Source organism: Streptomyces sp. NPDC091271 (assembly GCF_044757505.1).
GTDB lineage: Bacteria > Actinomycetota > Actinomycetes > Streptomycetales > Streptomycetaceae > Streptomyces.
The window spans coordinates 510,844-524,820 of the sequence record NZ_JBIVVD010000004.1 but is presented as its reverse complement, the minus strand read 5'-3'; the positions used below and the strand labels follow the sequence as shown (position 1 = coordinate 524,820).

Here is a 13,977-nt window from a genome sequence, read left to right as displayed (position 1 = left end):
CGCTGTGCGGTCCTAGGCATCGGTGGCCTGCTTTCCTCGGGACGTGAACAGGAGGTAGAGGCCGGTCACGACGAGCAGGAACAGCAGCAGCAGGACCGACATCGCGGAGCCCGTGCCGAAGTTCCAGGTCTGGAAGGACGACTGGTAGATGTGGATGGAGATCAGGTCCGCCGATGCCGGTGCCGACTTGCCGAACAGGACGAACGGCGTGTTGAAGTCGTTGAAGGTCCAGAGGAACAGCACGAGTACGAGGACCTGGTTGACGGGCCGCAGTGACGGCAGGGTGATGCGGCGGATCTGCTGCCACACCCCGGCGCCGTCGAGCGCCGCCGCTTCGTATATGTCCCGGGGAACGTTCTGGAGGCCGGCCATCATGATGAGGAAGGCGAAGGGCCAGCCCTTCCACACCGAGACGACGAGCAGTGTGACGAAGGCGTTGTCGCCGATGAGCCAGAACGGCGGGCTGTCCGTGAGGCCGAGCTGGTCGTGGATGACGTGGTTGATGATGCCGTTGTCACGCTGGAACATGAACGCCCAAGTGATGACCGCGGCGTAGACGGGCAGGGCGTACGGCACGAGGAAGAGCGTGCGCAAAAAGCCTCTCCCGCGGAAGGTCTCCTGCATGAAGACCGCTGCGGCGGTCCCGAGGAACCAGCACAGTCCCACCGACAGCACGGTGAACAGGCAGGTCGTCAGGAACGACTGCACCAGCGCCTCGCCCACCGGGGCGTCGAAGTCGACCGAGACGGCGTAGTTGTCGAAACCGGTCCAAGGCGCGGTGGCCCAGTCCCGGATGTAGAACTGGGTGAGTTGCCGGAAGCTGACGACGATGCCGAAGATCATGGGCACCAGGTGGACCAACAGCTCGAGGAGCAGAGCGGGGAGCAGCAGCAGGTAGGGCAGGCCGATCTTGCGCAGCCGCCCGGAGCGGCGTCTGCGCGGCGCCGCTCCGGGGTTGTTCTTCTCTGCTGTCCGCTCGCCGGGAACGGTGGCGACGGTTGTGGTCATGGTGGTGTCCGTGCTCACTTCTTGGGCATCTGCTGCTGGGCCTTTTCGAGCTTCGCCTTGACCGATTCGGTCGTCACCGGACGGCCGGCGGCCGCGTCGGCGAAGAGCTCCTTGACCGCAGTGCCGACGACGGTCTCGAACTGCGACTCCTCGGCGACCTGGGGCAGAGCGGTGGCACTGGTGGCGAGGGTCTCGCGCAGGGGCGACAGCGCGAAGGTGTTGAACGCGTCGTCCTCCTGGGCGGCCTTGACCGGCGGGATGGAGCCGTAGGACGTGTTGAGGACCGTCTGCTCCTCGTCGCTGGTCATGAACTTCACGAACTTCTTGGCACCGTCGACGTTCTTGGTGTTGTTGAAGACGGCCATGTTGATGCCGGCGACCATGGAGTTGGTGCCCTTGCCCGTGCCGGGCTTCCCCGACTGGACCGGGGCCGGCACGACGCCCCACTCGTCCTTCTTCATGCCCTGGGACTCGAAGGTGGCGGCCGCGGTCTGCCACAGCACCATCGCCGTCTTGTCCTTCGCGAAGTCGCTCAGGGACTGGTTCTGCGCGTACTCGGCGTTACCCGGCGCGACGATCTTGTCGTTGGCCATGAGGTCGACGTACTGCTTCACGGCCGCCACCGCCCCGTCGGACGTGAAGTCCGCCTTGCCGTCGGCGGTGAAGAAGTCGGCCCCGTGCTGCTTCGCGAGGACGAAGACCTGGTGGATGTTGTTCGAGAGGTTGGAGCCTTCCGCGCCGAGTCCCCACTTGCCGTCCTTGGACAGCTTCTTCCCGGCCTCGGTCACCTCGTCCCACGTCGTCGGCGGCTTCTGTATGCCGGCGTCGGCGAACATCTTCTTGTTGTAGTAGAGCGCGTAGGCCATGGAGTACAGCGGCACGGCGGCCGGGTCCTTGCCCTGGACGCCGGTCGAGCCGAGGGCGGACTCGACGAAGCGGTCCTTGCCGCCTATCGCCTCGAAGTTCTTCTCGTCCCAGGGCAGCAGCGCACCGGTGGCCTGCAGCGAAGCACTCCAGGTGTTTCCGATGTTCAGGACGTCCGGCCCCTGCCCGGAGGTGGTGGCGGTGAGGATGCGGTTCAGCAGATCGCCCCAGGGCACCACCTCCAGCTTGACCTTGATACCGGTCTCCTTCTCGAACTTGTCGAGCTCGGGCTGCAGGACCTTCTTGTCCACCTCGAGACTGGCGCCCTGGTTCGAGGCCCAGTAGGTGAGCGTCTTCGGCTGCTCGTTGGACCCGCCCGCCCCCGACGAACCGCCGCCGCAGGCAGCCGCGGTGAGTACGAGCGAGAGGGTGACGGCGCCGACGGCCGCGGCTCGGATTCTGCGCATGACTCCAGGGGGCCTTTCCCTAGTGATGGTTGTCCGCCGTGGGCCGGGCCGGTGTGACGTCCCGTTCGGCCTCAAACCCACAGGGCTTAATTTAGGGTGTGAGTTAAACCGCAAGTGAAGGTCGCGTCAAGGGGTGTCACGGAGGTATGTTGCGTAGGTGAGCTTCAGGAAGAGGGGGCAGGGTGAAAGTACGCAGCGGCCGGACGGTGCGTGACCTGCGGCGCGAGAACCGCACCGCCGTATTGCAACGTTTGTATTTCGATGGCCCGTTGAGCCGCTTTTCGCTCGGCCCGCCCACCGGTCTGAGTTCCGGCTCCGTGAGCAACGTGGTGGCCGAACTGGTCGCCGAGGGGCTGGTCGAGGAGGCCGGCAGCGTCGACTCCGCAGGGGGGCGCCCTCGGACCCTTCTGCGCATCCGGCCCCAGAGCCGGTACATGATCGGTGTCGACATCGGCGAGACCCGGGTCAGGGTCGAACTCTTCGATCTCGCTCTCACCGAGCTGGCACGCGTCGAGAAACCCTTGTCGCTCGACGGGCCCCGGCGCGTCGACCGCTACGACGTCGGTGTCGTGGTGGGACATGTGCGGGAGGGCATCACCGAGGTCCTGGACCGTGCGGAGATCGCAGCCGAACAGCTCCTCGGCGTCGGCGTCGGCGTACCGGGCATCGTCTCCAGGACGCCCGAGGACGGCGCCGTCGTGCACGGCCAGACCATCGGCTGGGACGCGGTTCCGCTGGAGCGACTGCTGCGTGAGTCGGTGCCGCTCCCCGCGAACGTGCTGTATTACATCGACAACGGTGCCAAGACCCTGGGCCAGGCCGAGATGTGGTTCGGCGCCGGGCGCGGGGCGCAGAGCGCCGTGGTCGTGCTGTTCGGTTCCGGTGTGGGCGCCTGCGTGGTCACCGACGACATGAGTCCGGGCCGGGCCGTCGAATGGGGGCATCTGACCGTGCGCGTGCGTGGTCGGCGCTGCCGCTGCGGCTCGCTCGGCTGCCTGGAGGCCTACGCGGGCGCCGAGGCGCTGCTGGAGCGCTGGCGGGAGGCGGGAGGGAAGCCTCTCGTGGACGTCGACGAGGAGACCGCGCTCACGGCCATGCTGGCCGCGGCGTATCCGGCCGGACAGGGCGACGGTGCCGGACCGGACTCCGACGCCACGGCCCTGGCTGTCCTGGAGGAGACCGCGGAGTACCTCGGCGCGGGCTTCTCCGACCTGATCAACCTCTTCCAGCCTGAGCGCATCCTCGTCGGCGGCTGGGCGGGGCTCCAGCTCGGCACGCGTTTCCTGGACTCGGTGCGGGCCCACGCGACCTCCTACGCCCTCGCGTATCCGGCCGCTCATGTGCACATCGGCCTCGGCACCCTGGGGCCGGACGCGGTCACCGTGGGGGCGGCCGCTTTGCCGCTCGCCGACTTCTTCGAGCGCGGAGGCCGGCAGGAGGAGGCAGGCCCCCAGGAGCAGACCCCGATGTGGCAGACGACTCTGCGGGACCGGGCCGCGCACAGATGAGGTGAGGTGATGGGCCGGGGAGTTCCGGCCGCCCCCGGGGCACGCCCGCGGGGGGAGCTCCGGCCGCCCCCGGGGCACGCCCGCGCAGCCGGCTCCGGATCCGGGTGAGGCACCCACACCGGCGTCCCGGTCTCGGCCCGCACGCGTGAGGGCAGGGCCCGGCCGCCCCGTGGCGGCGACGGTCGGGCCCTGCCGGACATGCGGCACGCATCGCTCCGGTCAGCTGTAGACACCGAACTCGTGCAGCGAGTAGCCCCAGGCCGTGCCTCGGGCCTTCAGCTGGAGCCGTACGTGCCGGGCGGTGGTGGAGGCGTCGATCGTGTCGATGTCCCCGTTGCCCGACGTGGTCGTGTGGACCGTGCGCCAGTTGGTCCCGTCGTCGGAGACCTGCACGTCGTAGGACTTGGCGTAAGCGGGATCCCAGACCAGCTGGATCTTCCGGAAGGCGGTCGGCGCCCCGAGATCGACCTGGATCCACTGGGGATCGCTCCAGTCGCTGGCCCAGCGTGTCTCCGTCTTCCCGTCCGTGGCGCGGCCGGCCGGGCACGGGCAGTCACCGTAGGACGCCTGGAAGGAGGAGGCGGTGGCGGGCTTGTTCAGCGCGACGTTGGTGCCGTCCACGGGCGGCGCGACCACCTTGACCGACTTCGTGTCGATCCCGGCATTGCCTCGGCCGTCCTCGGCCTGGATGTACACCTTCCACACGCCGAGCTTCTCGGGCGCGGTGACGGCGAAGGTGCCGTTTCCGGTGGACCGCCACCGGGCCTCGACGAGCCCCTTGTCACCGCTGGCGTAGTTGCCGCTCAGGAAGATCTTGTACTTCACGGGGTCACCGTCCGGGTCCCGGACGTCCGCACGGACCGTGAACTCCTGGCCCGCCGGCGCCGCGGACGATGGAGTGACACCCATGTTGGTGATGACGGGCGGTGTGTTGTCCCCGCTCGTCGATCCTGCGTACGCCTTCTTCACCGCGTAGTAGGAGAGGCGCTTCAGGCCGTCGGGCAGCAGGTTGAACCAGACGCCACCGAAGTCGTGCTCCAGCCCGTAGTGGAACAGCGTGGCACCGAGCGCGACCCCCTGGTGTCCGGTGACGCAGCCCCACGCCTTGGTGTAGCCGTCGGCCTTCTGCACGTCGGTGGGCTCGTCGGGTACGCCGTTGGCGTCGTCCGGGACTTCCCATTCGCCGGCCGGTCCGCCCTCGGTGATGATGTAGGGCTTGGTGTAGCCGCCCTGCTCCCAGGCACCGCGGACGTTGCAGATGTCCCCGTAGGAGTTCATCGAGTAGAGGTCCAGGTCGGGGGCGTTGCGCTTGTAGTAGGGCCATGCGCCCGTCCACGCGTCGGTGGAGGTGACCGGGTGGTCCGGGTCGATGGAGTGGATCCTCTTGGCGACGTCGTTGACGAAGGACGTGTAGGCGTTGCGCTGGTTCTCCAGCTCGGTGCCGCTGTAGCAGTTCTGGAGGCCGAGCACCGACTCGTTCCCGACGTTCCACATCAGGACACCGGGGTGGCTCTTGTAGGTGTCGACCCATTTGGCGAACTCGGTGAGCGAGGTGCTTTTGTACGCGGTGTCGGTGACGTAGTTGACGCAGCCACCACTGCCGGGGCCGCCGCCGGGCTGGAGCCAGAAGCCGCTGACGACTCGGATGCCGTTGGCGGCGGCCTCGTCGAGCAGGGGCTTGCTGGAGCCGTCGGTGCCCCAGGTCCGGATGGTGTTCACACCCATCGACTTCAGGTCCGGCATGTAGCGGGCGGCGTCCGCGACGGACGGCCCCCACGTGAGCCCCTTGACCTGGTAGGGCTTGCCTCCGACGGTGAGCTGCCAGTTGCCCTGTGAGCCGGTCACGGCGACGGCGCCCCCGGTGGCCGGCGGGCCGTCGGCGTCGCCGTAGACCTGGAACTCCCACAGCGAGTAGCCGTAACCGCCGGTGCGGGCCGTACCGAGCATCCGGACGTAGCGGCCCGCGCCGGACACGGCGACGTCGTCGGTACCGCCGTCACTTCCCGTGACGGTCTTCAGAGCGCGCCAGTCGGTGCCGTTGTCGGAGGCCTGGAGTTCGTAGTTCTTGGCGTGCGCCGCTTCCCAGGTGAGTACCACACGGCTCAGGTTCTGCTTGCTGCCGAGGTCGACCTGGATCCACTGGGGGTCGCTCCACTGACTGGCCCAGCGGGTCCCGGAGAGATTGCCGTCCACCGCTGCGGACGCCCCGAACGCCTCGCCCTCCTGGGACGAGGCCGTCGCGGGTCTGCCCTGGGACAGCAGGGTCTCGGCGGCCTGGGCGGGCGGCGAGGCGGTGAGGGTGAGGGACGACGCGATCAGCGCGCCGAGGGCTAGGAGGGGCACACCGACGCGGCGCCCTGCCGGGGTCGGGTGGGAGAGAAGTGGTGACATATCTGCTCCTGGCGGGTCGGGGGTGCCGGGCGGCGTGACGTGCGCAGGAGATCCTGGAGCCGTCCGGCGGGTGGGGAGGGCAGTCCGTCCGTTCGACAGAGCGAGGACGTCCTTTTGTCGTACGCGTGTCCGTTGCGGCCCCTCCGGGCGGGGGTGCGGGGATGGAACCCCGCCCGGAGGGCGTCGTGCCCGGTCCGCTCCGGCGGACCGGTGGCTCATCAGGGGTAGGACACCACGGTCGACGGGATCGTCGAGGTGCCCGACGTGGGCGATCCGGTGTCGTTGATGACGTGGTTGTAGTGACCGTTGCCGCCGAGGGAGACCACCAGCAGGCTGTGGAATCTGACTCCGGGCTTCACAGGTGCTTCGAAGCCGTGGTCCTGACGGATCGTCGGGTCGACGTTGTAGTTGGAGTAGCTGCCCATACCCCAGCCCTCGTGGACGTTCACGGAGTCGTCGACCCGGTAGGCGGCGTAGCCCTTGGTGTCGCCGTTCTGGATGGCGGCCTGGCTGGGGGCGTCGTAGGCCTTCTCGTTCTGGTAGAAGATCGTCTTGCCCCTCTCCCCGTACCACTCGACGTCGTACTTGTTGAAGTGCTCGACGAACAGGCCCGTCGCCAGGACGTCGTCGCCGTTGACCCGCACGCCGTAGTCGGCGCGGTTGGTCTCCCAGCCCACACCCTCGCCGTGGTCGGCACGCCACACCCAGGTGTGGTCGATGATCACGTCGTCGCTGTTGACGACGATGCTGGTCGTCGCCTTGCCGGCGCCGGCGCCGCCGACGCGGACGTAGACGTCCTGGACGGTGGTGGGGTTGGCGGCATGGTCGGCGGAGGCGCCCTGTCCGCCGATCTCCAGCAGCGTCGGGGAGTTGACCGGTCCCGCGTCGACGAGGAAACCGGCGAGCTTCACCCCGTCGACGTCGGCGACCTTCATGGCGGTCACGCCGTTGTCGGGGATGATGGTGGCGAGCCCGAGACCCAGTACGACGGTGTCGGCCCGGTTCACGTTGATGGTCCGGTCGACGTGATAGATGCCGGGGGTGAAGAGCAGGTTCAGCCCCTGCTCCAGGGCGGCGTTGATCGTCGTGGCGGTGGCGCCGGGCTTGACGACGTAGAACTTGCTGAGCGGGATGGACGTTCCCTGCGGGGTGCCGTTGGCCCAGGTGGTGCCGCGCGCGTTGGTCCGCTTGGCCGGCGTGAAGACCTTGAACTCGTCGCCGTCCATGTAGAGGAAGGGCTTCTCGCGCGACACGGGTGTGGTGTCGAGCGTGGTGTACCGGGGCTCGGGGAAGCTGTTCGCGGGAGCGCCCTCGACGCCCGAGAAGGTCATGTTCCACACACCGTTGGTCCAGCCGCCGATGGTGCTGTCACGGGTGTACCACTGCTGCTGCGAATAGGGCCCTACCTGGCCGTCGATCTTGCTGTCGGCTATGTAGCCACCGCTCGCCCAGCCGTAACCGTCGGGGGCGAGGTTCAGGTCGCCCTTGACGTGCATACGGCGGAACGAGGCCGCCTGGGAGACGGCCCAGCGGTTCGTGCCGCTGACCGGGTCGAGGGCGAGGTTCTCGGCCGAGCGCCAGAAGTTCTGGGTGGCGTTGCCGTTGAACCAGCCGGCGTCCACGGTCACATCACCGTTGAACGTGGTGTCGTCGGGCTTCAGGCCGAGCCCGGCGATGGAGGTGTAGAAGCCGATCTGCGCGTTGATGTTGCTGTACGTACCCGGCTTGAAGAAGAAGGCGTGCCGGCCACTTCCGAACTGCGCCGACTCCTGCTCGTCGAAGACCTGGTCCAGCTTGGCCTGGATGCCGGGTGTGGACGGGTCGAAGACGTGAACGTTCGGGCCCAGGTCCCCCCCACCGGGGATGACGGGCCCCGTGCCGCCGTCCGTGCTGCCGAAGACCTTGAACTCCCAGAGGGAGTAGCCGTATCCGGTGGCTCGCGCGGTCCCGAGCATACGGACGTAGCGCGCGGTTCCGGAGACGTCGACCGTCTCGACGCCGCCGGCGCCGGTGGTCGTGGAGTAGGCGGTCGACCAGTCGGTGCCGTTGGACGACAGCTCGATGCGGTAGGTCTTCGCGTAGGCGGCTTCCCAGCTCAGCTCGACCCGGTCGAGGGCCGCGGGTGCACCGAGGTCGACATTCAGCCACTGGGGATCGGAGGCTGCACTCGACCAGCGCGTGCCGGGGTCGCCGTCGACCGCACTGCCGGCCGGCGTGCCGTAGTGCTCCTGACTGGAGGCTGTCGCCTGCTTGCCCTGGGACAGCAGCACGGGCGCCGCTTCGGCCTCGGTGGCCGGTGTCAGAGCGAGCAGCGCGGCAGCCAATGCGGTGACAACTGTACCGACGAGCCCCTTACGGGCAGCTCTGGGCGGCGGTGCCGCGAGTGGGGGTATGCCAACTGCGGGCATAGGGAAGCTCCTTGAGAAGGAAACTGACGGGAGAGCGCTCTCCGGAACCTTGCCGCGCACCACCCGCCCGGTCAAGAACTCGGGCACACTTTTCTTTCGGCTTCTATTAAGCCTGGAGGACAACACCCGGGTACAAGCTGGCGGTGCGTCAGGAGACCGTGCGGCCACGGGTTCTACCTACTGAGCGTCAAGGCGGCTTCAACTCCGGCGTGGACGCGGCCTCTTTGTCTCCCTGCGGGAAAAAGCTGTAGCCGTGTACGTCAAAGGGGTTTCTGGCGGAAGGAAAAGCCATTACCTTCCTGACCTGACCGGACAACAAGGACCGAGTGCCCTCCCCTCCCCCCTGTGGGCACCGGGCTCCCCGGCGCGACGGCGCGCGCCTGTGCTCCACCCCCGACCCCGTCACCACACGGAGGATTCGCGTGCACAGGAGATCAGCCCGGCTTCTCGCGGCGCTTGCATGCACCTTGCTCGCCGCCGCGAGCGCCCTCACTGCCCAGCAAGGGCCGGCCGAAGCCGCGCCTGCGGCGGCCGACGAATTCCAGCAGGTCACCCTCGCCAAAGGGGTGGCCGAGACCGGTGAGCCGATGACGCTCGCCGTCTTACCCGACAGGTCCGTGCTCCACACCTCACGGGACGGCACCCTGCGTCTCACCGACGCGGCCGGCGCCACCAAGGTTTCCGGTCGGCTCGACGTCTACTCGCACGACGAGGAGGGCCTCCAGGGCGTCGGCGTCGATCCGGGATTCACCAGCAACCGCTTCGTCTACCTCTATTACGCCCCGAAGCTCTCGACCCCCTCGGGAGACGCCCCCGCGAACGGCTCAGCAGCGGACTTCACGCCGTTCGACGGCGTGAACCGGCTCTCACGTTTCGTCCTCAGGACCGACGGCACGCTGGACACCGCCACCGAGAGGAAGGTCCTCGACGTCCCCGCAAGCCGTGGTCTCTGCTGTCATGTCGGCGGCGACATCGACTTCGACGCCCAGGGCAACCTCTACCTCTCCACCGGGGACGACAGCAACCCCTTCGCCTCCGACGGATACGCCCCCCTCGACGAGCGGTCCGACCGCAACCCTGCCTACGACGCCCAGCGTTCGTCGGGCAACACCAACGACCTGCGCGGCAAGGTGCTGCGCATCAAGGTGAACGCGGCGGGCGACTACTCCATCCCGTCGGGGAACCTGTTCGCGCCGGGAACCGCGAAGACCAGACCCGAAATCTACGCCATGGGCTTCCGCAACCCCTTCCGGATGTCCGTCGACAAGGCGACCGGCATCGTCTACCTCGGTGACTACGGCCCCGACGCGGGTACCGCGAGCGCGAGCCGCGGACCGGCCGGCCAGGTCGAGTTCAACCGGATCACCAAGGCGGGCAACTTCGGCTGGCCCTACTGCACCGGCAAGAACAACGCCTACGTCGACTACGACTTCGCCACATCCACGTCCGGGGCCGCGTTCTCCTGCTCCGCCCCCAGGAACACCTCGCCGAACAACACCGGCCTGACAGACCTCCCCGCGGCCCAGCCCGCCTGGATCCCGTACGACGGCGGCTCGGTCCCCGACTTCGGCAGTGGTTCCGAGTCACCCATGGGCGGACCCGTCTACCGCTACGATGCGGCCTCGACCTCCGACGTCAAATTCCCCGAGAGCTTCGACGGCGACTTCTTCGCCGGCGAGTTCGGACGCAAGTGGATCAAGCGCATCGAGCAGGGCTCGGACGGAACCGTTCAGTCGATCAACGCCTTCCCCTGGCAGGGCACCCAGGTCATGGATTCGGCCTTCGGCCCGGACGGCGCGCTGTATGTGCTCGACTACGGCACGGGCTACTTCAACGGGGACGCGAACAGCGCGGTCTACCGCATCGAGTACGTCACCGGAGGGCGGGCCCCGCTCGCCGACGCCACCGCCGACCGCACCTCCGGCACAGCCCCCCTCGCAGTGAAGTTCTCCTCGGCGGGCACCTCCGACCCCGATGGCGACCCGCTCACCTACGCCTGGAAGTTCGGTGACGGCTCCACGTCCACCGCGGCCGATCCCTCCCACACCTACACCACCAACGGCAGCTACACCGCCGAGCTGACGGTCTCCGACGGCACCGGCCGCACCGCGACGGCCTCGGTGGGCGTCACCGTCGGCAACACCGCGCCCGGCGTCACCCTCGAACTGCCCGCCGACGGAACCATCGTCGACGCGGGTGCCGCCGTTCCCTTCAAGGTCACCGTGACGGACCCGGAGGACGGCACGATCGACTGCTCCAAGGTCAAGGTCACCTTCATCATCGGACACGACAGCCACGGCCACCCGCAGACATCCGCCAACGGCTGCTCCGGCACCCTGCAGACCATCGCCGACGGTGAGCACGACCCCAACGCGAACATCTTCGGTGTCTGGGACGCCGAGTACACCGACAAGGGCGCGAACGGGCAGCCGGCCCTCACCACCCACGACGAGAACATCAGCCAGGGCAGTCAGCGCCAGGCCGAACACCACGGTGACTCCGCCGGTGTCAGGATCGTCGACAAGGCGGCCGCAGACGGGGGCAAGGCGGTCGGATACATCGAGAACGGCGACTGGATCGCGTTCACGCCGTATCTCCTCGCCGACGCCACCCGGCTGACCGCCCGAGTCGCCTCCGGCGGCGCCGGCGGGACCCTGGAGGTACGAGCGGGCTCGCCCTCCGGAACGTTGCTCGGTTCGGCGGCGGTCCCCGCCACCGGAGGCTGGGAATCCTTCCAGAATGTTTCCGCGGACCTCTCCGACCGTCCGACCGGGACCACGACCCTTCACCTCGTCTTCAAGGGGGGCAGCGGATCCCTCTTCGACATCGACGACTTCACGCTCACCACGAGCACGGCCACCGCACGGACCGGTCAGATCACTGGCATCGGCGGCAAGTGCGTCGACGTCACGGGTGCCTCCAGCACGGACGGCACACAGATCCAGCTGTACGGCTGCAACGGGACGGCCGCCCAGAAGTGGACGGCCGGCACGGATGGCACCCTGCGCGCGCTCGGCAAGTGCATGGACATCAGCGGCGCCTCTACGGCCGACGGGACGAAGATCCAGCTCTACGGCTGCAACAACACCGGAGCCCAGGAGTGGGCGCCGCAGTCGAACGGCTCGCTGAAGAACCCAGTGACGGGCAAGTGCCTGGACGCGTCCGGAGCGGCCTCTGCCGACGGCACCAAGCTCCACCTGTGGACCTGCAACTCCGGTGCCAACCAGAAGTGGATCCTGCCATGAGCCGACGACACGGACTCCTCGCCTGCTGGGCGGCGGGCGCGCTGCTGTGCACCGCCCTCCTGCCCGCGGCACACTCCGCGGCCGCCGGGGCCGAGCCCCGGACACCCACCCGTGCCCCCTCCACCTCCACCGCGGCGGTCGACCCGGCGTACGACGTGCTGGTCTTCTCCAAGACCGCCGGCTTCCGCCACTCCTCCATCGACGAAGGCGTGACCGCCTTACGTGAGCTGGGCACCGCCAACAACTTCACCATCACCGCGACAGAGGACGCGGCGGCCTTCACCTCTGCCAACCTGGCCGGGTACGAGGCCGTGGTCTTCCTCTCCACCACCGGCGACGTCCTCAACGCCACCCAGCAGACCGCCTTCGAGGGATACATAGCGGCCGGCGGTGGCTATGTCGGCATCCACGCGGCGGCCGACACCGAGTACGACTGGTCCTGGTACGGCGGCCTTGCCGGCGCCCTTTTCCAGTCCCACCCGGCGATCCAGCCGGCGACGGTGGAGGTGGAGGACCGCGCTCACGACGCCACGGCTCACCTCGGCCAAACCTGGCAGCGGACCGACGAGTGGTACGACTACCGCACCAACCCGCGCACAACAGCACACGTCCTGGCCTCACTCGACGAATCCACGTACAGCGGCGGGTCCATGGGCGACGACCACCCGATCGCCTGGTGCAAGGACTACGAGGGCGGGCGGGCCTTCTACACGGGCGGCGGCCACACCGAGGAGTCATACACCGATCCGGCTTTCCGCCGCCACCTGCTCGGTGGCATCCGCTGGGCCGCGAAGCTGACGGAGGCGGACTGCCGTCCGGAGACGGGCTATACGCCCCTGTACGGCACCTCGGGTACCGGCGGTTGGAAGCAGGCCGGGCCCGGATCCTTCGCCGAGTCCGACGCGACTCTCACCTCCCGAGAGGGCCTCGGTCTGCTCTGGTACCAGACGAAGGAGTACAAGGCGTACTCCTTGAAGCTCGACTGGCGGCAGTCCGGCGACGACAACTCCGGAGTCTTCGTCGGTTTCCCCGCCTCCGACGACCCGTGGTCGGCCGTCGACAACGGGTACGAAATCCAGATCGACGCGACGGACTCCTCGGACCGCACCACGGGGTCGGTCTACGGCTTCAAGTCGGCCGACCTGCCCGCACGCGACGCGGCGCTCAACCCGCCGGGCGAGTGGAACACCTACGAGATCCGGGTGGAGGGCGAACGCCTCCAGCTGTTCCTCAACGGGCGCAGGATCAACGACTTCACCAACACCGATCCCGCCCGAAGCCTCCAGCAGGGCCACATCGGTCTGCAGAACCACGGGGACGGCGACGACGTCTCGTTCCGCAACATCCGCATCAAGGAATTCGGGAGCGCGACCGGGCCCAGGGAGGGCGCCGTCACAGGCATCGGTGCCAAGTGTCTCGACGTCGCGAGCGGCGCGAGTGCCGACGGGACGCAGGTCCAGCTATGGACGTGCAACCGGTCGGCGGCCCAGAAGTGGACGGTCGGCACGGACAGCACACTGCGAGCGCTGGGCAAGTGCCTGGACATCAGCGGCGGCGGATCGGCCGATGGCACAAAGATCCAGCTCTACGGCTGCAACGGCACAGGCGCCCAGAGATGGGAACCGCAGGTCAACGGCACCCTGCGGAACCCTCAGTCGGGCAAGTGCCTGGACGCGGCGGGCGCCTCCTCGGCGGACGGCACAAAGCTCCACCTGTGGTCGTGCCACACGGGCGCCAATCAGATGTGGGTGCTGCCCGGCTGAGCGACACCTTGGCTCCGGTGCCACCGCGGGAGGCGGTGACACCGGTACCGGCCCCGATACCGGGCCGGTGACGGCGGCGGGGCGTGACGCCGAAGCGCCCTGCCGCCGTTCCCTCGCGAAGACCTGCCACGACCCCATGCGGCGCCCCCTCGCGCAATCGGGACCGGGGTACTCACGGCTCGGGAAGGATCAGCCGTCGTCGCAAGACGACGCTCGGGGCATGGTTCGCCGGCTTCGGCGGTGAGCGTTCCGGCCGGGAAGGAGCCACCGGGCATGAGTGCTGGGCCGGTCAAGGTGCCTCGTCGTCCATCCTTAACCGCGGT

At 68.4% G+C, this 13,977-nt stretch carries 7 protein-coding genes; 3 read left to right on the top strand and 4 right to left on the bottom strand.

The genetic code is table 11. The annotated features are described in order from the left end of the window. Nucleotides 1-12 precede the first annotated feature (12 nt). Entirely contained in the window at nucleotides 13-1,008 is a 996-nt protein-coding gene (locus ACIQM3_RS18900; RefSeq protein ID WP_401625403.1) for a carbohydrate ABC transporter permease, read from the bottom strand. A gap of 14 nt (nucleotides 1,009-1,022) precedes the next feature. Further along, nucleotides 1,023-2,339: an ABC transporter substrate-binding protein gene (locus tag ACIQM3_RS18895; protein WP_401625400.1), complete on the bottom strand. Its 1,317-nt coding sequence runs from the start codon at nucleotides 2,337-2,339 to the stop codon at nucleotides 1,023-1,025. Between the two features lie 182 nt (nucleotides 2,340-2,521). On the opposite strand from ACIQM3_RS18895, the gene ACIQM3_RS18890 reads away from it, so the two are divergent. Further along, complete coding sequence (locus tag ACIQM3_RS18890) at nucleotides 2,522-3,847, top strand: ROK family protein (RefSeq protein ID WP_401625397.1); 1,326 nt, start codon at nucleotides 2,522-2,524, stop codon at nucleotides 3,845-3,847. Between the two features lie 219 nt (nucleotides 3,848-4,066). On the opposite strand, the gene ACIQM3_RS18885 is transcribed toward ACIQM3_RS18890, so the two are convergent. Both ACIQM3_RS18885 and ACIQM3_RS18880 read right to left on the bottom strand, forming a co-directional pair. Then, the gene (locus ACIQM3_RS18885; protein WP_401625394.1) at nucleotides 4,067-6,238 is read right to left on the bottom strand and encodes a discoidin domain-containing protein; all 2,172 of its coding nucleotides are present in this window, start codon (nucleotides 6,236-6,238) and stop codon (nucleotides 4,067-4,069) included. A gap of 218 nt (nucleotides 6,239-6,456) precedes the next feature. Continuing rightward, on the bottom strand, nucleotides 6,457-8,646 hold the full coding sequence (locus ACIQM3_RS18880; protein ID WP_401625391.1) for a discoidin domain-containing protein: 2,190 nt from the start codon (nucleotides 8,644-8,646) through the stop codon (nucleotides 6,457-6,459). A gap of 422 nt (nucleotides 8,647-9,068) precedes the next feature. Here ACIQM3_RS18880 and ACIQM3_RS18875 point away from each other — a divergent pair, with 422 nt between their 5' ends. Next, complete coding sequence (locus ACIQM3_RS18875; RefSeq protein WP_401625388.1) at nucleotides 9,069-11,891, top strand: PQQ-dependent sugar dehydrogenase; 2,823 nt, start codon at nucleotides 9,069-9,071, stop codon at nucleotides 11,889-11,891. Further along, a complete protein-coding gene (locus tag ACIQM3_RS18870) occupies nucleotides 11,888-13,654 on the top strand; it encodes a ThuA domain-containing protein (RefSeq protein WP_401625386.1) in 1,767 nt (588 codons plus the stop codon). Before ACIQM3_RS18875 ends, ACIQM3_RS18870 begins: the two co-directional genes overlap by 4 nt. Nucleotides 13,655-13,977 lie beyond the last annotated feature (323 nt).

Coding starts and splice junctions, on each gene's coding strand:
- ACIQM3_RS18900 (WP_401625403.1), bottom strand. CDS start 1,008: ATGACCACAACCGTCGCCACCGTTCCCGGCGAGCGGACAGCAGAGAAG.
- ACIQM3_RS18895 (WP_401625400.1), bottom strand. CDS start 2,339: ATGCGCAGAATCCGAGCCGCGGCCGTCGGCGCCGTCACCCTCTCGCTC.
- ACIQM3_RS18885 (WP_401625394.1), bottom strand. CDS start 6,238: ATGTCACCACTTCTCTCCCACCCGACCCCGGCAGGGCGCCGCGTCGGT.
- ACIQM3_RS18880 (WP_401625391.1), bottom strand. CDS start 8,646: ATGCCCGCAGTTGGCATACCCCCACTCGCGGCACCGCCGCCCAGAGCT.
- ACIQM3_RS18870 (WP_401625386.1), top strand. CDS start 11,888: ATGAGCCGACGACACGGACTCCTCGCCTGCTGGGCGGCGGGCGCGCTG.